Source organism: Sphingopyxis sp. (assembly GCF_035998965.1).
Lineage (GTDB): Bacteria > Pseudomonadota > Alphaproteobacteria > Sphingomonadales > Sphingomonadaceae > Sphingopyxis.
The window spans coordinates 66,558-87,950 of record NZ_DASYHE010000082.1 but is presented as its reverse complement, the minus strand read 5'-3'; the positions used below and the strand labels follow the sequence as shown (position 1 = coordinate 87,950).

General features: G+C 63.6%; 24 protein-coding genes. 20 read left to right on the top strand and 4 right to left on the bottom strand.

Translation table 11 applies throughout. The features are described from left to right. Positions 1-160 precede the first annotated feature (160 nt). From VGN68_RS14355 to VGN68_RS14280, 16 genes are all read left to right on the top strand, one after another. Entirely contained in the window at positions 161-997 is an 837-nt protein-coding gene (locus VGN68_RS14355) for a DsbC family protein (RefSeq protein WP_082665251.1), read from the top strand. A 184-nt stretch (positions 998-1,181) separates the two neighbouring features. Next, entirely contained in the window at positions 1,182-1,496 is a 315-nt protein-coding gene (locus VGN68_RS14350) for a hypothetical protein (RefSeq protein WP_054588705.1), read from the top strand. A 137-nt stretch (positions 1,497-1,633) separates the two neighbouring features. Beyond that, complete coding sequence (locus VGN68_RS14345; RefSeq protein WP_054588706.1) at positions 1,634-1,900, top strand: type IV conjugative transfer system protein TraL; 267 nt, start codon at positions 1,634-1,636, stop codon at positions 1,898-1,900. A gap of 8 nt (positions 1,901-1,908) precedes the next feature. Then, positions 1,909-2,550, top strand: a complete 642-nt coding sequence (locus tag VGN68_RS14340) for a TraE/TraK family type IV conjugative transfer system protein (RefSeq protein WP_062900422.1) — start codon at positions 1,909-1,911, stop codon at positions 2,548-2,550. Further along, positions 2,534-3,298: a type-F conjugative transfer system secretin TraK gene (locus VGN68_RS14335; protein WP_054588708.1), complete on the top strand. Its 765-nt coding sequence runs from the start codon at positions 2,534-2,536 to the stop codon at positions 3,296-3,298. Before VGN68_RS14340 ends, VGN68_RS14335 begins: the two co-directional genes overlap by 17 nt. Next, complete coding sequence (locus VGN68_RS14330) at positions 3,295-4,587, top strand: TraB/VirB10 family protein (protein ID WP_054588709.1); 1,293 nt, start codon at positions 3,295-3,297, stop codon at positions 4,585-4,587. The genes VGN68_RS14335 and VGN68_RS14330 overlap by 4 nt, the downstream gene beginning before the upstream one ends. A gap of 29 nt (positions 4,588-4,616) precedes the next feature. After that, a complete protein-coding gene (locus VGN68_RS14325; RefSeq protein ID WP_054588710.1) occupies positions 4,617-5,225 on the top strand; it encodes a TraV family lipoprotein in 609 nt (202 codons plus the stop codon). Next, complete coding sequence (locus VGN68_RS14320) at positions 5,222-7,750, top strand: TraC family protein (protein ID WP_054588711.1); 2,529 nt, start codon at positions 5,222-5,224, stop codon at positions 7,748-7,750. Before VGN68_RS14325 ends, VGN68_RS14320 begins: the two co-directional genes overlap by 4 nt. Beyond that, complete coding sequence (locus VGN68_RS14315; protein WP_054588712.1) at positions 7,747-8,079, top strand: hypothetical protein; 333 nt, start codon at positions 7,747-7,749, stop codon at positions 8,077-8,079. Before VGN68_RS14320 ends, VGN68_RS14315 begins: the two co-directional genes overlap by 4 nt. A 285-nt stretch (positions 8,080-8,364) precedes the next feature. Then, on the top strand, positions 8,365-8,991 hold the full coding sequence (locus VGN68_RS14310) for a hypothetical protein (RefSeq protein WP_062902937.1): 627 nt from the start codon (positions 8,365-8,367) through the stop codon (positions 8,989-8,991). A 525-nt stretch (positions 8,992-9,516) separates the two neighbouring features. After that, positions 9,517-10,605 (top strand): TraU family protein, encoded by a 1,089-nt coding sequence (locus tag VGN68_RS14305; RefSeq protein WP_232014684.1) that lies wholly within the window; start codon positions 9,517-9,519, stop codon positions 10,603-10,605. A gap of 327 nt (positions 10,606-10,932) precedes the next feature. After that, entirely contained in the window at positions 10,933-12,879 is a 1,947-nt protein-coding gene (locus VGN68_RS14300; protein WP_321164285.1) for a hypothetical protein, read from the top strand. Beyond that, complete coding sequence (gene traN / locus VGN68_RS14295; protein ID WP_039575491.1) at positions 12,876-13,985, top strand: conjugal transfer protein TraN; 1,110 nt, start codon at positions 12,876-12,878, stop codon at positions 13,983-13,985. Before VGN68_RS14300 ends, traN begins: the two co-directional genes overlap by 4 nt. Beyond that, a complete protein-coding gene (locus VGN68_RS14290; protein ID WP_054588714.1) occupies positions 13,957-14,850 on the top strand; it encodes a type-F conjugative transfer system pilin assembly protein TrbC in 894 nt (297 codons plus the stop codon). Before traN ends, VGN68_RS14290 begins: the two co-directional genes overlap by 29 nt. Further along, a complete protein-coding gene (locus VGN68_RS14285) occupies positions 14,822-15,421 on the top strand; it encodes a S26 family signal peptidase (RefSeq protein WP_054588715.1) in 600 nt (199 codons plus the stop codon). The genes VGN68_RS14290 and VGN68_RS14285 overlap by 29 nt, the downstream gene beginning before the upstream one ends. Further along, positions 15,418-16,296 carry a conjugal transfer protein TraF gene (locus tag VGN68_RS14280; protein ID WP_082665250.1) on the top strand — a complete coding sequence of 293 codons (879 nt, stop codon included), beginning with the start codon at positions 15,418-15,420 and terminating at the stop codon, positions 16,294-16,296. The genes VGN68_RS14285 and VGN68_RS14280 overlap by 4 nt, the downstream gene beginning before the upstream one ends. Positions 16,297-16,331: 35 nt before the next feature. Here the strand turns inward: VGN68_RS14280 and VGN68_RS14275 are convergent, their stop codons facing one another. Together VGN68_RS14275 and VGN68_RS14270 are read right to left on the bottom strand one after the other, a co-directional pair. Beyond that, entirely contained in the window at positions 16,332-16,742 is a 411-nt protein-coding gene (locus VGN68_RS14275) for a type II toxin-antitoxin system VapC family toxin (protein WP_054588716.1), read from the bottom strand. Continuing rightward, the gene (locus VGN68_RS14270; RefSeq protein ID WP_039575504.1) at positions 16,739-16,990 is read right to left on the bottom strand and encodes an AbrB/MazE/SpoVT family DNA-binding domain-containing protein; all 252 of its coding nucleotides are present in this window, start codon (positions 16,988-16,990) and stop codon (positions 16,739-16,741) included. The genes VGN68_RS14275 and VGN68_RS14270 overlap by 4 nt, the downstream gene beginning before the upstream one ends. Before the next feature lie 94 nt (positions 16,991-17,084). On the opposite strand from VGN68_RS14270, the gene VGN68_RS14265 reads away from it, so the two are divergent. The 3 genes from VGN68_RS14265 (at position 17,085) to VGN68_RS14255 (ending at position 18,804) form a co-directional block, all read left to right on the top strand. Then, entirely contained in the window at positions 17,085-17,615 is a 531-nt protein-coding gene (locus tag VGN68_RS14265) for a hypothetical protein (RefSeq protein WP_052208289.1), read from the top strand. A gap of 192 nt (positions 17,616-17,807) precedes the next feature. Then, positions 17,808-18,083, top strand: coding sequence for a hypothetical protein (locus VGN68_RS14260; RefSeq protein ID WP_223181289.1), 276 nt, complete (start codon positions 17,808-17,810; stop codon positions 18,081-18,083). 4 nt (positions 18,084-18,087) lie between these two features. Continuing rightward, positions 18,088-18,804 carry a nucleotidyl transferase AbiEii/AbiGii toxin family protein gene (locus VGN68_RS14255; RefSeq protein ID WP_052208291.1) on the top strand — a complete coding sequence of 239 codons (717 nt, stop codon included), beginning with the start codon at positions 18,088-18,090 and terminating at the stop codon, positions 18,802-18,804. 300 nt (positions 18,805-19,104) lie between these two features. On the opposite strand, the gene vapC is transcribed toward VGN68_RS14255, so the two are convergent. Both vapC and VGN68_RS14245 read right to left on the bottom strand, forming a co-directional pair. Beyond that, positions 19,105-19,512 carry a type II toxin-antitoxin system VapC family toxin gene (gene vapC, locus VGN68_RS14250; protein ID WP_058804244.1) on the bottom strand — a complete coding sequence of 136 codons (408 nt, stop codon included), beginning with the start codon at positions 19,510-19,512 and terminating at the stop codon, positions 19,105-19,107. Further along, positions 19,509-19,703 (bottom strand): type II toxin-antitoxin system VapB family antitoxin, encoded by a 195-nt coding sequence (locus VGN68_RS14245; RefSeq protein ID WP_058804243.1) that lies wholly within the window; start codon positions 19,701-19,703, stop codon positions 19,509-19,511. The genes vapC and VGN68_RS14245 overlap by 4 nt, the downstream gene beginning before the upstream one ends. Before the next feature lie 289 nt (positions 19,704-19,992). Here VGN68_RS14245 and VGN68_RS14240 point away from each other — a divergent pair, with 289 nt between their 5' ends. Next, positions 19,993-21,390 carry a conjugal transfer protein TraH gene (locus VGN68_RS14240; RefSeq protein WP_234178595.1) on the top strand — a complete coding sequence of 466 codons (1,398 nt, stop codon included), beginning with the start codon at positions 19,993-19,995 and terminating at the stop codon, positions 21,388-21,390. Positions 21,391-21,393 lie beyond the last annotated feature (3 nt).

The following is a 21,393-nucleotide window of genomic DNA, read 5'->3' as shown; positions in this document are numbered from 1 at the left end:
ATCGTGCCGCCTTGGGGAACGCGCCTGCCCTCACGATTGCCGCTGGCTCACAGCGCGTCCATCTATCCCTCCGTTCCGACCGGCTGACTTATCACTGGCTGCCTCATCGGACGTTCACGCAACCCACATCGAACGGGCGCCGTCGCGCCAGGGAGGACTCATGTCATGCGATTCCGCGAACGATCGTGCTGCGCCTCGATTCCGGTTATCGTCATTATCGGCGAACGGCCCCTTCAAGAAACCTGCCGTCTTACTGGCGGCGGCCGCACTTCTCGCCTCGCCGGTCGTTTGTGCACAAGAGAAGACGGAGAAGGTGTTGCTGGCAAAAGCCGCAGCGGAGGCGGAGCAGCAACTCAAGCAAACCTTCACAAATCTCCAGTTCGATGATTTCGAACCGGCGCCGGTGAAAGGCGCGATCTATCAAGCGAGTGCTGGCGGCCGGATCGTCTATTATGCGCCCGAGAGCGAGCATCTCTTGTTCGCGTCGATCTTCGACAAGAACGGCGTCAATCTGACAGCCCTCGCGCAGGAAGCCGGCATCTCCAACCGTCTGAAATCGATAGACTCCTCACAGGCGCTTGAAATCGGCCCCAAGGATGCGCCGACGGTGATCGAATTTACCGATCCCGACTGCCCCTATTGTCGCGCGCTTAATCGATATTGGGCAGCGAAGGCCGCCGAGGGAAAACCGGTCCGGCGTCTCATATTCTTCGTGAGCGGCATTCATCCGGAAGCCGCGGCAAAGTCCGAGCACATCCTGTGCTCAGTCGATAAGGCGGTAGCCTTTAAAGCCATCTATTCGGGTGCCGCGCCGACAGCGCTGCGAACCTGCGCTGAAGGCCGCGGAAAGGTCGAAGCTCACGCCAAAGTGGTCAGCGCCGCTGGTGTCAGCGGGACGCCGACCTTGATCGCGGGCGGCAAGCTCATCTCCGGATTTCAGCAGGCCGAGATCGAGGCCTTTCTATCCTCGGCGAAGACCAACCGTGTCTCTCGCTGAATTCCATCTCTTCATGGCGGCTGCTCGGACGCAGAGAGCATCATCGCTCTCGGTCCCAACGCACCGGAATGCCGGCGGCGACGCCCCTTCGGGCCGTCCAGCACCGCCGTCGGCCGACAACGATCACCATCGATGCCGGCAGGCAGAGTTCAGGGCGGCCCAATGCCCAAGAAAGCAATCATTCATGGTCAAAAAACTTACCAGAACCGTACTTTCGGCCGCCGATGTCGGCGTACCGGTCCTGCTTCTGTCGCTCCTCGCGGCAAGCGCCCACGCCTTTACCGCGCCCGTGGCGGGGGATCTCGGCTACGACATCTACGACATTGTCGTGAACCAGGGTGTCAAAGGCCCGCTCGGCTTCGTCGGGGGCGTCGCCGCCTTCCTGTTCGGCGTGTCGCGACTGTTCAGCAATATCATGATCGGCATCCCGACGATCGTCGCTGCCGTCTGCCTCATTAAGGCGGACAGCATCCTTCAAACCTTCGGCATGGTGATCTGACGGCATCGGAACGTGGGCAAGCATTCGGGTTCCACGCTCGCCCACGTTCCGGTCACCGGGAGGAAGTGCTCCCGGACCCTCGTCTTCGCTTTCGATTTGCTTCGCTGGTGAGGACCGTAGCAGGAGGAGAAGGGTCGATGGACGAACGCTTGCCCCAATATCTGCACAAGCCGGTTCAGATCCTGTGGTTCGGATCGGACGAGTTCGTGTTGGTGGTCACCACCATCTTCGTCGCCGTCATCGTCGGCGGACTGGTCGGTTGGGCGTTCATCGCGGCCCTTCTCCTTTTCCTGCCATGGAAGCGCGCGCAGCCGCGCGGTTTCCTCGCCCATCTCGCATGGCGCTGGGGGATGCTTCGCTTTCGCCATTATCCGGGTCCGACCCAAACCCGATTTTACGAGTGAGGCCGCAGATGTTCTCGCGTCATCGCAAACCCCGAAGCGCGCCGGTCGACCCGCTGCTCGGTAAACCCGCCAGCTTCGGGATCCATCGGTACATTCAGGGCTCATCGAACCTCTTCGAAGAGAACCGGCTGCTCAAGTTCGCGATCGTCGGGCTGTTCGGCATTACCGCGGTGCTTGGCACGGTCATTTACAGCTCGGACCAGAAAGAGCGCACGGTGGTCGTGCCGTTCGGTTCGGGCGGCGATCTCTATGTGACCGGCTCGAAGCCATCGGCCGCCTATATCCGCACGATGACGCGCAATATCGTCGCGCTCGCCGGGACCTATTCGGCCTACTCGGCCGACCGGCAGTTCCAGGAACTGCTCTCGATCGTCCATCCATCGGCGTACGACAGCATGCGCGACAGCCTGAACGGCATATTGGACGAGCTCGCGGGCAATCCGACGCTGTCGATCGCGACCTACATCCGCCCCGATCAGCCGGTCCAGTGGACCGAGCGTGACATCCTGGTCCCGATCGAGAAGGTCCGCGTGATCGGCGGTGTCATCCGCAAGTTCCGCGGCGAACTTCGCGTCCGCTACGCCATCGAGAACGGACGCTTCTGGGTCATTTCGCTCACCGAGGAGAAATTCGATGTCCAGCCTCGCTAGGCTCGCGGCGGCGCTGCCCGTTGCCGCGCTGCTGTTGCCCGCGCCCGCATCAGCGCAAGCCATCACCGTCCTTCCCGACCAGATGAGCACGATCCGCCTCTCAAACCGCGACGTCAATCATATCGTCTGCGTCGGCGGCGAGATCGAGGATGTAAAATTCTCGGCCGAGAAGGCGATCGCGGTCGAGCGCGCGGGCTCCGACGCCTGGATCAAGTTTCTCGTCAAGGAAGTCGACGATATGGGTATGGTGACGCGCAGCTATGTGACGACACCCTCTGAGTTCTTCATCAGCTGCAACGGGGCCATCTATCCGCTCTATGCCGAGCCTACGGAAATTCCCGCGCAAACGGTCACGCTTGCTCCCGGACGGCCGCAGCGCGCACGGGCCAATGAGGAGCTGCTCGGGCCGCTAGTCGAGGAAGAGAGGGCAGTGTCGATCACGCTCGCGATGCTTCAGGACCGCGTGCCGGCAAGCTTCACCGAGGTCGCGCCGCGGTCGGGAACGATCACGATTGCCGGCCTCCCCTCGGCGCAGCTCGTCGAGCGCCGGCGTCTCGCGATCGAAGGCTCCGGCCTTTCCGTCTCCGAGTATCGCCTCGGTAGCGACAGCGATGTCGTGCTCGAGGAACAGCAGTTCCTCGACCGCGCGCTTGGCATCGACATCTTCGCAGTCACGCTCGACCGACTGAGCCTCAAGGCGGGCGAAAGCGCGCGGCTGATCGTTATCCGCCGGGGAGACGGCGAATGAACGACACGCCCGAACAAGAGCCGCTCGATCTCGGCGAGGTCGGCAAACCGCTTCCGCCCGAGGCCACTCGCGGCCCCGCTCTTCTCGCATTCAAGGAGCGCTGGGCGACGCTGGGCTCGAAACAGAAGCTGCGCGCCAAGCAGTTGAGTGTCGCGGGCGTCGTCGCGATGCTCGGTACCGGTCTCTACGCGGCGAGTACAGGCGGAGATGAGAAGGCGCCCGAGGCGCCAGCGGTGACCAAGCTCGACATGGGCGCCGGCCTGCGCGGCGACAGCCTCGAGACCAAGCTGCGGGGCGACCTCCAGAAGATTCTCGATGGCCAGACCTTGCTCGGCGACCGCGTCACCGCGATCGAGGAGGGCAAGGTCGTGCCCGGCAGCAAGCCAGGCGCACCTCCCGACGGCGACCCCGGGCTTCCCCCGGCTCTGCCGGGCGCGATACCGGATTATCCACCCGCGCCCGGCGATGCCGAAATCGCGACGGGCGAGATCCCGCCACCTCCTTCACCACCCGCGGCGCCCCCTGCTCCTCCTGCGCCCCCGGTTGAAAAGGCCGTCGGCGCGATCGGCGCCGCGGTGACCGCCCCCGGCACGATTGCCGCGGCCGATGGCAAGGGCGCGCCGTCTGGCGCTAAAAAAAAGACCCGGACGATCTATTTGCCACCTGGTTTCATGAAGGCGCGGCTGCTGACCGGGATCGACGCGCTCGCGAGCCGCGATGCTACCTCGAACCCCGAGCCGCTGATTGCGCGCGTCCAGGCGCCCGCCGTGCTGCCGAATGACGTCAAGGCCAATCTCTCGGGCTGCTTCGTCATCGGCAACGCGACGGGCAGCCTCGCCAAGGAGCGGGTCGAGGTCCAGCTCGTATCGCTGTCCTGCGTCGATTTCGACGAACGCTCGGTGGTCGACCAGCCGATCAAGGGTTTCTTCGTCGACACCGACGGCAAGAAGGGGCTGTCGGGCAAGGTGGTAACGCGCGCCGGCGCGAGTCTCGCGCGCGCCTTCATCGCCGGCACGATCAGCGGGATCAGCCAGACGGTCGAGAACACGGTCGGTGACGTGTCGACATCGGCCTTGGGTTCGGTGCGGACGCTCGATGTCGGCGACGCCGCCAAGGTGGGGATCGCAGGCGGCCTCTCGAAGTCGTCCGACAAGCTCACCGACTTCTATCTCGATCTCGCGCGGCAGGCGGGACCTATCGTCGAAGTGGGCGCCGCCAAGGACGTCGTCGTCGTCATCCAGGAAGGCGTCACGCTCGAGATCAAGCCGACCGCCGGGAGCAAGTTCTGATGCCCCCGCCCATCCTCGGAGGAATATCGATGACCGATATGTCAAACCGGCGCCGCGCGCGCCTCTGCTCAGCCGCACTCTTGCTTGCCGGCGTCTTGCCACTCTCAGGGTGCGCAACGCTCGGCTCAGCGATGTCGCCGTACAGCGAAAAGTTCAGCTGCAAGAACGACGATCACGGCCAGTGCATCCATCCCGAGAAAGCCTATGAGGATGCGGCGGAGGGCCGGGCTTCGCGTTCGGACCCGGCGGTGACACGCGACAAGATATTGCTCAAGGCGAACCAGCGCGGCACCGCGCGCCGAGGACGCAGCGATGCTGATGCCTATGGTGATTACCGCGACAGCGTCTACCGGGAGCTTCAGGGGCTGATCGAGGCGCCCGAGGCGCCGATGCTGCGGCCGGCGCAGGCGGTGCGAACACTGATCCTGCCCTATGCCGATCGGAACCGGCCCGACCGGCTCTATATGCCGCGTTTCGTCTATTCGGTGCTTGAGCCCCCCTCCTGGGTCGTCGGCGGCTATCTCGTGCCGCCGGTCTCAGCCGCGGCGCGCGTGCCGGTGCTCGAGCAGATCCGCGAGGTGCCCGGAAGCGAACTGACGCCGCCGGTTGTGCCCGCGCGCGCGGAGCCGCGGCCATGAAGGCGCCCGGAACCGGCGGTGGTCTTACCTTCTCCGACCTGCACCGCGCCGTTGCGCGCGACCGCTATTCGGATTTCCTCCCGCTCGTCGCCTGGGTCGAGGAAGAGGAAGCCTTTCTCTGCATCGATGATGGCTGGGGCTATGCTTGGGAGTTGACCCCTACCGCCTATATGTTCGCGCATGTTCACCAGGCGCTGCTCGGCCTGTTCAACGTCCAGTTTCCCGAGAACAGCGTCGTCCAGCTTATCAGCTTCGCCGACCCGCTGATTGCGCCAGCGCTCGACGCCTATCTCGACCTCAAGACCCGGCCAGATCCGCTGATCCAGGCATCGGCGCGCCGGACGCACGCTTATCTAAACGAAGGCCGGAACGGGCTTGGCGCGCTCCACGGCATTCCGGTGCGTGATTTCCGGACCTTCCTCGCTGTCAAAACGCGCGCCCCCATGCACAGCGACCTGCGCCGCCAGATCGAAGAGCAGCTTGCCAAGCTCGGCATTCGCCGCGTCGAGCCGCACGAAATGATCTCCTTCTATCGCCGTATCTTCAACGGCGTCTTCGAGGACGCTCCTGGCGTATTCGCCAGCGGTGCAGCCGGGCACCCCGCCCCGCCGATCCGCAAGCAGATCGTCGATGCCGGCCCCGATCTCGCTTTCGACGGACCCGAAGTGTTCCTCGGGGGCCAGGTCGCACGCTGCCTGACGCCGAAAGCGCCGGCGAGGCGGGTTACCGCGGAACACATGAACCGGCTGATGGGCGGGATGCGCGGGAGCGCCGAGGACAGCGACCAGATTGGCGGCCCCTTCCTCTATTGCCTCAACATCCTCTTCGACCATTCGCAGTTCGAAATTCACAAGCGCGCCCAGATATTGTCGGCGCAGAAAGCGGCGGGCAGCTTTGCGGTCGAGGTCGGCAAACAGATCGAGGAAATCGGCTGGGTGCTCGACGAGGCCGGCAACAGCCGTTTCGTCTCGGTCATGCCGACCGTCTGGGTGTTCGGCCGCGATTCCCATCACGCCCGCGAGATGGCCGCGCGCGCCAAGCGCCTCTGGGAAAGTGAACCGCTGCCCTGGATGGTGCAGGAAGAATCCTACCTCAATCCGATCTTGCTGACCGCGAGCCTGCCGTTCGGCCTTTATCCCGAGCGCCGAACGATCAAGATGCTCGAGCGCGATTTCCGGATGCCGGTGAAGGCGGCAGCGCTGATGGCGCCGATCCAGACCGACTTTCGCGGAGGCGGCCGCCCTGCCCTGCTCTATGTGGGCCGCAAGGGTCAGCTCGTCACACTCGACCTCTTCGATCCGCGCATCAACAATTATAATTTTGTGGTCGCGGCCGAAAGCGGCGCGGGCAAGAGTTTCCTCCTCAACGATCTCTGCCGGCAATATTATGCCCAGAACGCCCTCATCCGCATCATCGACATTGGCGGATCCTACCGCAAGCTCTGCACCCTCTGCTCGGGTCGTTATATCGACGTCGGCGAGGAACGGCTGGTTCTGAACCCGTTCGACCTCGGGCTCGCGCTAGACGGCGAGGACAAGCATTCGGCGATCGCGATGGCGGTCGCGATCGTTGCCGAGATGGGGAACGCGGCGACGCGCAAAGGCGTTTCGACCTCAGAATGGAATCTCATCAAGTCGGCCGTCCAGTGGACGATCGATGGGGGCTATGCCGATGAAGGCATCGACTCGGTCCGCGCCTGGCTCGGTGCCTATCCGCAATTTGCCGCAGCCGATCTCGACCGTGTCGAGCATCTGAAGCCGGTCGCGCGCGAGCTCGCGTTCAATCTCAGGGATTTCGGCTCGGATGGCGCTTACGGGCACTTCTTCAACGGGCCGTCGACCTTCGACATCTCCGCCGACGAGTTCGTCGTCCTCGAGCTCGAGCGGCTGAAAGCCATGCCTGACCTGTTCAACGTCATCGTCATGGTGGTGGTAAATGCGGTGACGCAGGAGCTCTACCTCTCGGCGCGCGACCGGCCCCGCTTCGTGCTTTGTGACGAAGCAGCGCAGTTCATGACGAAAAGCGATGGTCAGGATCTGTCGCGGCTGGCTGAAGCCTTCGCACAAGGCTACCGCCGTGCCCGCAAATATCAGGGCAGCTTCGGCATCGTCCTCCAGTCTATGAACGACCTCACGCTGTTCGGCGGCACAGGCCAAGTCATCCTCGAGAATGCGGCGACGCGGTTCCTCCTGCAAGGCTCCACCTATGATCGTGCTGTCGAGAGCAAAATTCTTGACTATTCCGGGTTCGTCCTCGACCTCCTGAAATCGGTCCGCAACAACAAGCCGAACTATAGCGAGGTCTTCATCGACTCTCCGCTCGGGCTCGGGGTCGCGCGGCTTGTCGTCGATCCCTTCAGCTACTGGATCAACACCAGCGCGCCCGGCGAAGTCGCGGCGTTCGAAGCACTGATCCGGGCCGGGCGATCGCCGCTCGAGGCTGTGTGCGAGCTCGCCGACGTCGATCCCCGCGAGATATTGGGCGATAGCCGCGACTTGCCGCGAGCATCGGAGCCAGCGGCATGAAGCGGCCTTCGCTCCATCCCGACGAGCTAGCGATGCAGCTCGACGCCATGTTGCCCGCCGATCGGGCGCTGTTCGACGCGGCCGTTGCGGCAGTGGCCGAGCGGCAGGCACTGGGTTGGCGGTTCCGGCTCGTCATGATCGAATCCGTCATGATGGCTGGCCTCGTTCTCATCGCCGGACTGCTGGTTGACCAGCCGACGTCGCTGTTTACGCAGGCGTCGGTGACGGTCGGAATCGCTTGCTTCGCAAGCGGGCTGGTCCTGATCTGGCTCTCGTCCGTGACGAGCGGTCTGATGCTCCGGTGGCGCGGTCATCGGCGGACACGATGAACGGCCTCCTCTCCCACGCTCCTTCGCCCATCGCGGTCAGGTTGGCCGTCGGTGGCCTGATGCTCGGCCAGGCGCAAGCCCTCATCCTCTTCGCCGCGCCCGGCCCAATCGCGAACTCGCCGCGATCGCTCATCGTCGTGCTGAGCCTTCTCTCGTTGGTTTCACTTGTCGGTGCGATCATCGGTGTTGGCAGCTCCGATCCGCGAGAAAGATGGAGGAGATATCGTCGTGGAACATGATCGCGGTAGCATTCGAGTGGCCGCCTGGCAGTTTGGCACCTCGTTGATGCTCGTGTTTGGGGCATTCGTCATCGCCGCCACGGCGCGTGGACAGACCGCGGCGATCGGGCGCACCTGGGCGATCGCTGAACCCGATGCCCTTTCTGAAATCGAGGCGCGCGTTGCGCAGCAGCCGAAAAGCATCGCGGGTCGTTTCGGTCCGCGTGAGAAGTGGAGCGCAATGCAGTCAGCCGCCCTCGGCGTTGCGCGCGCGAACAGGAAACGAAGCGTCGTGCCGTTCCACACGCTCGATTTTGAGGTCCGGTTGGACGACGGCAAACTGCTCTATCCCAAAGGCTACACCTTCAACCCCCTCACCTATGTGTCGATGCCGCAGCGCCTGATCGTGGTTCATTCGCGCGACCTGAACTGGGCGCTTGGCCACGCGCGGGCGAGCGACTGGATATTGCTCGCCGGAGGCGGCCCGGAGGTGACCGACCCGATCGCACTCGGAGAGAAGGTTGCGCGCCCGCTGTTCATTCTCGAAGAGCGCGTGAAGGAGCGGCTCGATCTTCGCGTTGCGCCGGTCATAGTCGCGCAGGTCGGACAAAAGCTCGAGCTCAGCGAGTTCGCGCTTGAACGAAAAGGCCCGGCTCCCGCGAGCCAAATCCTACGCTCGGCGAGCACGCCGTAATTTCGCCAGCTCTTTTTTGGCGCCTTCATCCAATCGCAAATCCGGTCATCCGCCTATTCGGACGCCGCGACCCAGGGGAGCTCTAATCGGAAACGAAGACAGAGTTCTTCATCTTGACGCCCGCCTGGCTCCGGCTGGACGGGCGTCTTTTTTTACTTCGATGAAGTTCGCAAGATTCCGCAGGGTCCCATTTGGCCCGATCGTCGACTTCGTTGATGCCTGGAGGAACTCGCTTCGCAAGAAGCGAGCTTTGGTGCCTTCCCTTCGCCATGGTCTGGTCCGCAAGGACGCGACGGGACCGCGAGCAGACATCTGATCGGCAAATCCAACCTCAGCGTCACGGAAGCCGGCCCCGCACCGCTGATAGCGGCAACGATGTGCCCATCCGCGGCATATCCTTTCCCATCTGGTTGCGACGAGCATGTCGGCGGGTCCATCTCCGCTTCGGGCAGGCCAATCGCCCATACAGAGCGCCGAAGCCTCATCCAACCTTTTCAGCGCCCTACCTGGCGGAACGGAGAAGTCATGCCAGCTTGCCGACACTTGCGCGCGACTTCCGCATCGGGGAGCAGCGGCGCCAGGCGCCAAGTCGAGCCGAAGAAGACGCGCCGGTCCTTTCGCTGGGCGGTACCCGTCGGGCTCGGCGCAGTTCTCGCTTTCATCCCCGCTCCAGCGCAAGCATCCAAATGTCCGAGCGACACGATCTTCAACCCGATCACCAAGGTGCGTTGGAACTGCATCTTCCCCATCACCATCGGCGGCGTGCGCGCCGGCAGCTACGACAAGCTCGACAAGGCGCTCGACGCACAATCGGCGTCGAAACCGCTGTGTGCGTGCCGCAAAGGTGCAACCTTCTGGTTCGGTGTCAAGGTCAGTTTCTGGACTCCGAACCGGATGATCGACGTGGTGACCGAACCCGGCTGCATGATGGCGCTCGGCACGGACATCATGGCGACCGGCGGCAAGCTCCAGGGCAGCCAGTCGTCGATTTCGGACGGCACGAACACGACGAAGTTGTTCGCGCAGATGCACTATTATGTCGCGCCGGTCTGGAAGATGCTCGACATGTTCAGCGATCTTCCGTGCCTCGAGGATGACGGTTTCGACGTCGCGCTGATGACCGAGGTGATGCCGACCTGGCAGTCGGGGACGCTGGGAGCGATCATCCAGCCCGAAGGCATCCTGTTCGGCAATCCCGCGGCCGGCCTTGCCTGCATGTCCGACAGCGCCGCGGCGGCAGCGGGCAAGGTCATCGACCCGCTCTTCTGGTGCATGGGCAGTTGGGGAAGCACCTATCCTGTCGCCGGCGACATTCACATGGGCGACCGCGTCGAAGCCTGGGCGGGGCTGGCAGCGCGCGGCACGTTCATGATGGGCCGGCTCGGCGCGCTGACCATCCATTCGGCGGACGGCTGCTCGTTCAAGCCGCAGCCGATCTGGACCAAGAGCCGATACAAACTCCAGCTCATGGAGCCGGTGAAGGGCGGCAAGTGCGTCAACATCGGCCGTCCCGGCGCGCTCTGGACCTCCGGCAAACACGCGCCGGGCAAGGACAACGCCCAGTTCATGCTCTTCGAGAAAGCGATCTGCTGTGCCGGCATTTCGACGCCCTGACCCGGCACTTCCCGATCGTCTCGTGCGCAGCCCGGAATCGGCCCGGTCTGCCCGCCACAGCCCCGGTGGCTGCCGGCAGGCGCGCGAGGCGGGAGCGGCGCCCTGCCCCCTCTCGGGCGCCGCTCCACCTGCAGACGATACGGGTAAATTGCCATCGCCACAAGCGAGACCGGCCCTGATCCCGCCGTGTCCTCGGGTAAAAGCGGTGCTCACGGTGTTCGACGGCCAGGCCGTCTATCGGCACCTCTCGCCCGGATCCGATGACTTCCGGGCGGGAGACCTGTTTCGGCTCGCGCATGGATCGCGCACTGTGGACGGTGATCGTTCGTGAAGCGCTCGGTTTCTCTCCTGTTGCTGCCGATGGCGGCAATGGCTTCCGCCAGCACACTGGCGCAGTCAGTCGAGGACCGCGCGCGCGCAGCCGCGGAAGCTTCTCGCGCGAAGTCCTCGACCAGCAAGGCGATCCAGGAGAATTACCTCACCCCCGGCCTCAGCGGACAGCCGATCGCGACGGTCGATCGCAGCCAGAGCTTTACGCCGAGTCTCGCCTGCCAGAAAACATCGAGCCTCCTCGAAATCCTGATCCAGCCTGACGGCACGGGCGACATCAACACCGTCCGCATCGCCCGCGACACCGATCTCGACGGCAGCTTCGACCGCGTGTCCACCTTGCCCGTGCCCGTCTCGGGCATCTGCGCCAACGGCGTCATCGCTTGCCAGCCCGGAAGCTGGAACGCGTGCAACTATCATCGTTGGAACGTCGATGTCTCGGGCGACCTGGGGCTCGCCGCCGCCGAAATGGCCGAACTCGCGGGCTGTTACTGCGTCAACAACAGCTGCGGCGCGAATCTCGTGATGGACAATCTGCCGTCGGTGCTCAAGGATCTCGGCGGCGGCGCGATCGGCGCACTCACGAGCCACGATCCCCGCGTCGGCGTGGCCGAGGCGCGCATCAACGGCCCGCTGATCCAGTATGTCGGAGCGCAATCAACCGCCTGCACGGCTTTGCCGGACCTTCCGCAAACAGCCTATCGCGGCCGTCCGACTTCGATCCTCGGCGACGCCGCGGCGACCGCAGCCGGAAGCTCGCTGTTCCAGAGCCTCAAGGGATCGCCCGCCGGCATCGGCAAGGCCGAACAGGTCCGCGCCTGCACGATCGAACGCGACGTCACACTGCGGCCGCTCGCGTATGAGGATATCGTCTCCGCGACGGGCGTCATCTATTCGGTTCAGGGCTGCGGCGAAGGCTGCCGACGCTTTCGCATCATCGGAGATGGCAATTGCAGTAGCGCGCCGCCGATCTTCACCGCGCGCTTCGAAGTCAGCGACCCCGCGAAGCTCCTGTCGGCGCGGATCGTCGAGATGGGCGCCGACGACTGGGTCCAGGGCCGCATCAACGGCCGCGTCGTCGGCTCCGCGGGGCCGCGTCCGTGGCTGACGACAGGATTGCCTTCAGGCGACTGCCGCACCGATGGCGGCGCGGCGCGCAATTACACCTCCTATGATTTTACCACCGACCTGCGGGCGGGGCCGACGACGGTGTCGGCACGCGTGCGCGGCGGCGGCGGCGGTGCGCCTCTCACGACCGAATGGGGACTGGTCGACGTCGAGATTCGCGTTTCGGACGCATGCGAACCGAGCGACCGGCTCGTCGACCAGTGCGAAGATATTGGCGCCAATCAAAAGTGCCGCCTCGACAGCGAGAGCGTCGATGGCGTCCAGACGTTTCTGAACGGCGTCGGCACCGGCCTTCGCCCCCTCCCGCGGTCGCGCCAGTTCGGCACGGGCAGTTGCACCGCTACCCTTACCCGCGACTTTTTCCTGCGCCAGCGGACCTATAAATGCGCGATCGACACCGGCGCGATGCCCGAACCCGACCTGTCGCGCGGCGCCTATATCATCGATCGTTCGACCGAGACGCTGCTCGCCGACCGCGTTCGGACGGCCGACGGCGGCAGCGCCGCGTCTACGCGCGCCTTCGCGCTTCCCGATCGCGGCTCGGTTCCAGCTTGCGAGGCGGTCTGCAAGACGCGCTCTGCGAAAGCCAATACCGACGCGGCGCCTGCGGGCGTCGTCGGCGCGCAGCAGACCAGCCCGACCGGCTTCGACACCTTCTATCACGCCTGCTCACCGGGCAATGTCTGTCCCGCCGGTCCCGGCGAGACCATCGTCACGCCCTGCGGCTGCCTTGATACCTTTCCCGAGGCGGTGGTCATGATGCAAACGGTCAGGCTCGCTGGCGCCGATCTCGCCTGCACGGCGACAGCGCGATGATGGGCCGCTTTCTCTTCTGGCCGTCGCGCCTCGCGCTGATCCTGTTCGGCATCGTCGCCTTCGCGCTCGCCGTTTACGCGTCGGCAGCGCAGGCGCAGCAGATTTGCGCGGTCGACCTCAATGGCAATGGTGACGCCGACGACGCGGGCGAGACCGCTAGCTGCGTCGGGATGCAAGGTGGTAGCTGGCAGTGCCCGATCGAACGGGCATCGTGCGCGCCCGAGCCCGGCGGCGCGTCGTCCTGCCCGCTTGGTTCGCAATATGCGTGCGAGACGCTGGCGAGCGGCGGCGTGCCGAGTTGCTCGCCGAACGCCTGCATCGATACCGCGGCAAACCCGATCGAGGATGAACCCGTCGTCGACGATCCGGGCGCGCCCGCCGACGGCGAAGTCGACACCGACGGCAATTGTCTCGGGAACATCGAGATATTCGGCGGCCGCGCGCTGCGCTGCCGCCCAGCGGGCCTCAAGACAACCTTTTCCAACTGCTGCAAGGACAAGGGTAAGATCGTCAAGGACGGAATGGGCTCGTCGATCGCGTCGACGCAGACGAAGATCGCGATCGCCAAGGGCGTGTTCACCGGAGCCCAAGCCGCCTATGCCGCCTTCCAGGCGGGCGCGACGGCAAGCCAGGCGGCGAGCGCGGGCGCCAATGCGATCATTGTCGGCATCGATCCGACCTCGATCGCGATCAGCCTCGCGGTCAACGTCATGATCGAGTTCCTCCTCTCCTCCTGCGACCAGCAGGACATGGAGACGGGCATGCTACGCGGCTCGGGCATGTGCGTCGAGGTCGGCTCCTATTGCTCGTCGAAGATCCTCGGCATCTGCGTCCAGAAGTCGCGCAGCCATTGCTGCTTCAATACCAAGCTCGGCCGCATCATCCAGGAACAGGGCCGCCCGCAGCTGAAGTCGTTCGCGGATGGCTGGGGACCGGTGAAGACGCCGAACTGCCGCGGGTTCACGCCCGAAGAGTTCCAAGCGCTCGACTTCAGCCGAATGGACCTCTCCGAATATTATTCGGAAGTTCAGGCCCGCGCGCAGGCCGACATCCAGTCAGACATGAAGGATCGTATCGATGCCTATATGCAGGCCATCGGCCGCTAGGCGCCGCGCCGTACTCGCGGTGGCGCTCGCCGACGTAGCCGGCATCGCCGGCCTTGCCGCAGCGCAAATATCGCCGGGCATCGACGACAACCCGTCGGCGCGCGAGAAGGTAGAACGCGAGGGCGAAGCGGCGATGGACCGGCTGAAGGGCGCGGTGTCGCGCCGCAAAGCCCAACAGCAAAACGGCCCATCTGACCTGCCGAAGCCGAGCGAGGTCGAACGCCGGCGCGCCTTCGAGGCGATGCGCGACCGTGCCAAGTCGCCAGCGATGGAAGCCCGCGCCCGCGATGCGCTTGAGACCGGCAAAGACCGCTTCGCCGCAGAGCGCGAGGCGATGGCGAAGCGGCTCGGCCAGGCACTCGGGCTCGAAGCGCCCGAGATCAAGGCCGTCGCCGATGCCGGTCCGGCGCCGGCGGCGAAAGGCTGGGTGCCTGTGCTGTTCGTCTCCTCGTCGATGCCGTCGTCAACGCTGCGCACCTATGCAGCGCAGCTCGAGAAGGCACGCGGTGTCCTCGCGTTTCGCGGCATGCCGGGCGGGATGGCCAAGGTCGCGCCGATGGCGAAGCTCACCGCCGAGATTCTCCGCCTCGATCCCGGCTGCGAGGGACCGGCATGCGTGATGCGCGACGTGCAGGTGATCGTCGACCCGCTGGTCTTTCGCCAGCACGGCGTCACCCGCGTGCCCGCGCTCGCCATGATCCCGGGCGATCCGGTGCTCCCCTATTGCGAGCGCGAGGAGGAAAGTCCGCGCGGGAGCCATATCGCTTACGGCGATGCCGCCCTTTCCGGTTTGCTCGAAGAAATTGCCCGCCTCGGCGGAAAAGAGGAGGTGCGCGATGCTCAGTCTCGCCTGGAAGGCCGGTAAGCATCTGGCGATCGGTTTGAAGGGACTGCCGCGGCGCGCAGCCGTTGCGCTCGGCAGTCCGGGGCTCGGCGAGCCCGCGCGCCCCGACCGGCTCTGGAAGGCGACGGCGATCGTTGTGCCACTCGGGCTTCTGACGTGCTGGGCGATGCAGCAAGCCATTCTCGTGATGTCGCCGTCGATCGACGCCTGGGCGGTGCGCGCGGCGCCGGGGCCGATCGAGAAGGGCGATTTCGTCCTGTTCATGCTCTCCCATCCGCTGGCCGGCCCCGAACCGGTCAAGGTGACCAAGCGCGCGCTTTGCATGCCCGGCGAGCGCATATCGCTGATCGAGAAACCGTCGACGATGGAGCCCCACGCCATGGACGGGTGGTATTATTGCGACGGCGTCCTGCTCGGCGTGACCAAGCCCTACGGGCGAAATGGCCAGCGGCTCGACTATTGGCGGCCCGATCACGGGCTGATCCCGCCGGGATTGATCTATGTCGGCTCGCTGCACCCGAGCGGGTTCGACAGCCGCTATTACGGACCGGTGCCGATCGCGCGCCTCACCCGCATGGAGAAGCTGCTGTGATCCGCCCTGCCCTCCTCGCGGCGCTCATCACGGCCTTCCCCGCCGCCGCGCAGCCGACCTCACCCACCCGCGAACCGAAGCAGGGCTATTGGTGGTATCAGGCACCGCCGCCGGTCGAAGATGCGGATGCCGAGCCCGACGCGCTGATGAAGCCGGCGATACCGCCGATGGCGGAACTGGCGACATGGACGCCGCCCAAAATCCGCAAGCTGATCGAGCAGCAACGCGACTATGCAGCGACCGTGCTCACCGTCGACGCGGTCGCGGACTTCTGGCGGCTGCAGGACTTCGCGCGGCGCAAGGCACGTGCGTTCGCAGGCGTGACTCAGATCGCCTTGCTTCAGAACCCCGAACTCAATGCCAAGTCCGCCAACCCGATCGTCGGCGACGCGCGCGCGGCGATGGGTGCCGAGAAGGAAGCGGTTCGCCGCCGGTATCTCCGCGCCCACGCAAGCCAGTTCGCGCTCGTCATGTTCTCGCGGAATTCCTGTGGCTATTGCCGGGTGCAATGGCCGATCCTCGAACGGTTCCGCGAGGAGACGGGCTGGCAGGTCACACAGATGGATCTCGAGCGCCGACCGGAGCTCGGACAGCGCTTCGGCGTCGAGGTGACACCGACGACGATGGTGATCCGCCGCGACAGCTCGGCAAGGATGGTGATCGCGTCGGGTGTCGAATCCTATCCCAATCTCGCGCAGACCACATACCAGGCCGTGCGGCTGATGCTCGGCGACATTCGGCCCGAACAGTTCCTGACCGGCGCGGGCGAGGAAGATGGTTTCTTCGACGCACTCGGCAATGGGCCGGTTTCCGCGACCGATCCCCGTGTGTTGGGCGGCGACCTCGTCGGTGCGGGCTTGGAGCCGCGTCGATGACAGCGTCTATTGCCGAGCAGCGCAGCGCAGTTGGATCAAGCTTTCGATTGATCGGGGTTCATCGCAGATTGCCCATGCTTTGCCAGAAGGCCAACAGCGCCTCGATCGAAGCTCACGAAGGTCTCGCCTCCCAGCCATTGGCCATCGTGGGCGATGACCCCATCAGCGAAGTCTCCACCTTGCTCCAGTATTGCAAGCCCCGCTTCAACAGCCTGTCGGTCCGCTGCGACATTGCCGGCGTCGATAAGCAATCTGACCGATGCAGCGACCCTTGCCGCCTCATAGCGATACACTTTTCTGAGCACCCAGCAGAACTCGCACAAGGCCGGAAGCGTCACAGCAACAAGTTCTGCTTCCTTCAGGAGCTTTTTTGCCAAGGGGCTTTGAACGGGATCGTCCAGCGTTGCGGATCGGACGAGGATATTGGTGTCGGCAGTAATTTTCACAGCTGTCCGGCCCAGCCCTTTTCAATGGCCTCATTCATCTCCTCGATCGAGATGGGCCGCTGGCCTTCCCGCTTGAGTGACCCGAAGAAATCCTCAATCTTTCCGGAAGGCCTGATGGCCCGAATCTTGATTTCACCGCCGGGGAGTTTGTCAAAGCTGATCTTGTCGCCTGGATGGACGCCGAGATGCCTGAGCAATTCCTTCCGCAGCGTGACCTGCCCTTTCGCGGTAATGGTAACAGCGTTCATGTGGCGAGTCCTTTCAATAGCACAAGGTAAGAGCAAATCCCCTTACCTGCAAGGCGAGTTCAGTATGTTGGCGCGATGTGCAAGCGCGCTGAGCATGAGCATCCTAGTCATTTCGCCCGGCATGGCGCAGACTGTCAGCCGCGAGGATGCAGCGCGCGCCGCGATCCATCCGGTCGGAACAACTGCGGCGATGAACCACTGGCTCTCGCGCGTTCCGGTGACGCGCGCTTTCCCGCCGGACTTTACCGAGGAACTGCGCGGACGCAGTTCGGCCTTCGTCGTCGAGATGAGCACCGCGCCCGGCTGCGTTCCCTGCGCCGATCTCTGGACCAAGCTCGGAAGTCTGGGAAGGCGATATGGCTGGCAGGTCCGCGCCATTTCCGCGCAGGAAGCGATGCTGCGATCGGGCCGGCTCGGCTTGCCCTGGATCGGGCATCCGGTCGCATGGGTGCGTCCGATGAACGATACGAACCGGATCATTCCAATCGCCGTCGGGACCGATCATGCGCCCAATTTAGCGCGCAACCTCTATCTCGCCGCGAAGATGCTGACGGGCGTTCGCCCAGCGGTAGGCGTCCGCGCACTCTCGAAATTCACTGGAATCGTTGGGGGCCCGTCGCGATAAGCCGGACGGAACTTTCTTAGCTCTGGCGCGGAATCTGCTTGAAACATCAAAGCCATGATGCATGCTTCATAAGCTGAATCTGGTCTTGTCATTATTGCCTCGCGTCGGGCGTAGGACGCGACCTGAGCGAGATTCTTGTTTTGATAACCGCTCGCGACTATATGAAAACAACGATCCAAACAGGATCGTGTTATGAGTGGAATGATGGCAAACGCTGTAACTCAAGTGCTGACGACGGTGAACGCCCCTTATGGGGCGGCCGTTTCCGCACATCAGCTTGCTGCCATGATCGTCGACTTGAAGAGCGCGATTGACTGCAACGCGCCGGTTTTCGCTTTCTTCTCCGAAGTGCCGCTGAACGTCCAGGAACAGTTCATGGCAGCGATGGGCGTAGACGCAAGTCAAGCGAGCCAAGTCGCCGATAAAATCTCCGAACTTTCGGGCTACACGCTACCGCTGGCGGCCTGACGCCGTGTCTGCAAAGCGGCCGAGCGAATGGCCGGTCCTTTTCAATCTCGCCGTAGATATTCTTGACCATTTCAGGAAGGCGAACGGCTTCGCGCCTCAGTGGAGCTTCGGCGGCGGAACCGCACTGATGCTGCAGATCGATCATCGTGAAAGTCACGACATCGACCTGTTTCTGGACGATCCACAAATCCTCCCATTTCTCAATCCGGAAACGCAAGGCATCAAACTCGATCACGCTCCTGACAGCTATCAGGCAGGCACCGATATGCTGAAGCTTGCTTATCACGATCTGGGCGAAATTGATTTCATCTGCTGCGACAGCATCATTCCAGATCCAACACGAGCGCACGACGTTCAAGGTCACGCCATCGCGCTTGAAACGCCAGCGGAAATCATCGCTAAAAAGGTCTTCTATCGCGGTTGGAGTTTCCAGCCGCGCGATATGTTCGACCTTGCAGCGGTCGCCGAGCATTTTGGACCCGACTATGTAGTCGGGGCTATTGAGCATTGCGGCCGCGCGAGGTGCGAAACGGCTCTGGCAGTCATCAACAAAACGAATCCCGCCTATGTTGAAGGGATTATTGGCCAGCTCATGCTTCGCGAAAAGACGCGCAATCTCGTTGCCCACTCCCGAGAAATCAGTCGAGACCTGATCGGACGAGCTTCAGCGAAACAGCCTATCCTGAATCCGGATACCCGGCCGCATGAGTCCGACCGGTGAACGATACGAACCGGATCATTCCGATTGCCGTTGGCACCGAATCATGCGCCCAATATCGCGCGCAATTTATATCTCGCCGTAAAGATACTGACCGGCATGCGCCCTGCAAGCCGGGGTCCGGGCGTTTTCGAAATTCACGGGAATTGTTGCTCAAGGGCCGGACATCTCACCGCAACGCCGAGCAAAGCCATAACTTCGAGCTTATTCCGGTTGGATATCCGTTCAGGGCGAAGAAGCGAAATCGAGCAACGACTTATCCCTGCAAATCTGGAGCTACGATCCAGATTTGCAGGGATCACATCATCGGCGTGCGTCCGACATGGCCGACGAGAGTCCGAGATGTTCCACGAAAGGATCAAAATCGCGGTCGCTGTAGAGCAGTGCTAACCCGTCTTCTATGCAACGGGTGGCGATAAGCGTATCGATGGTCTTGCGAATAGTGGCCCCTTTGCCGCGTAGTGCCCGAAAGTTTCGGGCCGCCTGGATCGCGATATCGCGACCTCCGATATCGATCTGGTCGAGAGACCCCATCAATCTCAGCCCGACGTTGAAGTCGCGGTCGCTGGTGAAACCCTGCAGGACTTCAGCCAGAATGATGTCGCCGGTCAGCAGTGGCTCGGCGCCTAGCAATGCGTCTAATCGTTCCGTCTGCGGTGTGGCATCGCCCCGGAAATAATCGATCCAGACGCTGGAATCGACGAGGATCACCCGTCGGTTCTCATGGCATCAAGATCGCCCGTCCAAGCGAGCTTACCCCGAAACTTCCGAATCTCGTCCTGTTTGCGAAGCCGAAGCAACGTCCGCAAGCCGAGCTCAACGGCCTCACGCTTTGTCTTGAGGCCCGTTGCCCGGAGAGCTTCGCTCATAAGATTATCGTCGATGACGATGTTGGTCCGCATGATGTGTATCCTTTTCTTAGATCATACACATACGAACCTTTGAAAGCGTTTGCAATCCATCACGGCATCTTGCCGACCCTGAAACATGGGACGAGGCGATGATCGACATGGCAGTGGCCCATTTCGCGTGGGACATATTGGCGGAAGGACCTTGCCTCTGAGAGGCGCGTACGTGCCTCTGCCCTTGTCGCGAGAGGTCAACACAAGCGACCCTGAGCGGGTTCAGCCTGCCACATCCCGCCCCTGAGAAAGAACGCTGATGTCCTCGCTTGGCGGCCGCCGCGCCATTATGATCGCCCTCATCCTGTCAACCTGCGGAGCCGGCGCGCCGGGAGCCTATGCCCAAAGCTGGGCCGAGCATTGGTTCGACAATGTGACCTACACGTCGCCCGGCAGTTTCGAGGACCAGGCGCGCGGTTATGTGACCGCGGGCGGCTTCTCGGGCCGCGTCGACGTCCACAACGACTATCTGATGAGCGTGACGCTGCCCAAGGTGCGCGCGGGCTGCGGTGGCATCGACATGTTCCTCGGCGGCATGTCGTTTCTCGATCCCGACTATCTCGTCCAGAAGCTCGAGAGCATCCTGCAGGCCGCGCCCGCCGTCGCCTTCCAGTATCTCCTCGAAACCCTCGACGAGAAGATGGGCAACATCATCTCGAAGATGGAGGCGGCGACCAACTTCCTGAACTCGATCCAGGTCAACGACTGCCGCCTTGCGAACCGCATGGTTCAGATCGCTCGAGGAGACGACAATATGTCGGGGATCATCGAGGAGATGACCGGCTATCGCTCGATCAAGCAGGGTTATGCGAAAAGTTATCAGCAAAGCCGCGAGAAGATTGAGGCGAACAATAATAATCCGACCGAGGATCTGAAGGAAGCGCTCGCCAACTGCCCGCGCGAGGTCACCGACATCTTCCGCACCGGCTCGCTGCTCGCGCACGCCGCCGCGCGCGTCGGCGCCAGCGAATGGACCAGCGTGATGCGTGCGCGGGTCGGCGATGTTTACATGCGTTGGGACGCGACCGACAAGGTGCCGCTCTTTTCGGCCATCCCTGCCTGCCCGCGTCAGGACACCGAAGGCGTCGAGGATTTCCTGACCGGACGTGTCCAGGCCCGGTCGCTCAACGTCCCGCCGACCAGCGCTGACTGCGCGACTGACGGGCCGGGCCGCGGCGCGCTCGTCCTCGCGCGTGAACGGATGCAGACGATCGCGACCAAGATCCGCACCCGCGCCGCGCTGACTGCCGAAGAGCGCCAGTTCGTCGCCAATGTGAAGACGCTCCCCATCTACCGGATGCTCGAATGGGGCGTGCGCGAAGGCGTCGAGGATGCCGTGATCGGCGATACCGACGAACTGGTCGCCCTGACCCTCGCCTACCAGATGCTCAATGATCTCACTCGCAGCATCGATTTCGCGCTGTCGAATGCCGAGCGCGGCACGTCGGCCGCCGGTGCCGCCGACGCAGGCAATGCCAATATCTGCCAGACGCGCATCCTCACCAAGGGGATAGAGCAGCTGCGCGATCTTCGCGAGGAAGTGCTGCGCCAGCGCGCGCAGATGCGCCAGTCCTATATGGCGGCGCTGAACCAGGCCAACCTCTCGGCGAACTATGCCGGGCTCGTCCGCCAGCGCGACCGCGACGCGCGCGACGCCGCCGGTGCCGCCGCTAACCGCAATCGCTGATCG

Bases quoted from the DNA above. Each gene is read 5' to 3' on its own strand.
- VGN68_RS14355 (WP_082665251.1), top strand. From the start codon at position 161: ATGTCATGCGATTCCGCGAACGATCGTGCTGCGCCTCGATTCCGGTTA.
- VGN68_RS14350 (WP_054588705.1), top strand. From the start codon at position 1,182: ATGGTCAAAAAACTTACCAGAACCGTACTTTCGGCCGCCGATGTCGGC.
- VGN68_RS14345 (WP_054588706.1), top strand. From the start codon at position 1,634: ATGGACGAACGCTTGCCCCAATATCTGCACAAGCCGGTTCAGATCCTG.
- VGN68_RS14340 (WP_062900422.1), top strand. From the start codon at position 1,909: ATGTTCTCGCGTCATCGCAAACCCCGAAGCGCGCCGGTCGACCCGCTG.
- VGN68_RS14335 (WP_054588708.1), top strand. From the start codon at position 2,534: ATGTCCAGCCTCGCTAGGCTCGCGGCGGCGCTGCCCGTTGCCGCGCTG.
- VGN68_RS14330 (WP_054588709.1), top strand. From the start codon at position 3,295: ATGAACGACACGCCCGAACAAGAGCCGCTCGATCTCGGCGAGGTCGGC.
- VGN68_RS14325 (WP_054588710.1), top strand. From the start codon at position 4,617: ATGACCGATATGTCAAACCGGCGCCGCGCGCGCCTCTGCTCAGCCGCA.
- VGN68_RS14320 (WP_054588711.1), top strand. From the start codon at position 5,222: ATGAAGGCGCCCGGAACCGGCGGTGGTCTTACCTTCTCCGACCTGCAC.
- VGN68_RS14315 (WP_054588712.1), top strand. From the start codon at position 7,747: ATGAAGCGGCCTTCGCTCCATCCCGACGAGCTAGCGATGCAGCTCGAC.
- VGN68_RS14310 (WP_062902937.1), top strand. From the start codon at position 8,365: ATGCTCGTGTTTGGGGCATTCGTCATCGCCGCCACGGCGCGTGGACAG.
- VGN68_RS14305 (WP_232014684.1), top strand. From the start codon at position 9,517: ATGCCAGCTTGCCGACACTTGCGCGCGACTTCCGCATCGGGGAGCAGC.
- traN (WP_039575491.1), top strand. From the start codon at position 12,876: ATGATGGGCCGCTTTCTCTTCTGGCCGTCGCGCCTCGCGCTGATCCTG.
- VGN68_RS14290 (WP_054588714.1), top strand. From the start codon at position 13,957: ATGCCTATATGCAGGCCATCGGCCGCTAGGCGCCGCGCCGTACTCGCG.
- VGN68_RS14285 (WP_054588715.1), top strand. From the start codon at position 14,822: ATGCTCAGTCTCGCCTGGAAGGCCGGTAAGCATCTGGCGATCGGTTTG.
- VGN68_RS14270 (WP_039575504.1), bottom strand. From the start codon at position 16,990: ATGAACGCTGTTACCATTACCGCGAAAGGGCAGGTCACGCTGCGGAAG.
- VGN68_RS14265 (WP_052208289.1), top strand. From the start codon at position 17,085: ATGAGCATCCTAGTCATTTCGCCCGGCATGGCGCAGACTGTCAGCCGC.
- VGN68_RS14260 (WP_223181289.1), top strand. From the start codon at position 17,808: ATGAGTGGAATGATGGCAAACGCTGTAACTCAAGTGCTGACGACGGTG.
- VGN68_RS14245 (WP_058804243.1), bottom strand. From the start codon at position 19,703: ATGCGGACCAACATCGTCATCGACGATAATCTTATGAGCGAAGCTCTC.
- VGN68_RS14240 (WP_234178595.1), top strand. From the start codon at position 19,993: ATGATCGCCCTCATCCTGTCAACCTGCGGAGCCGGCGCGCCGGGAGCC.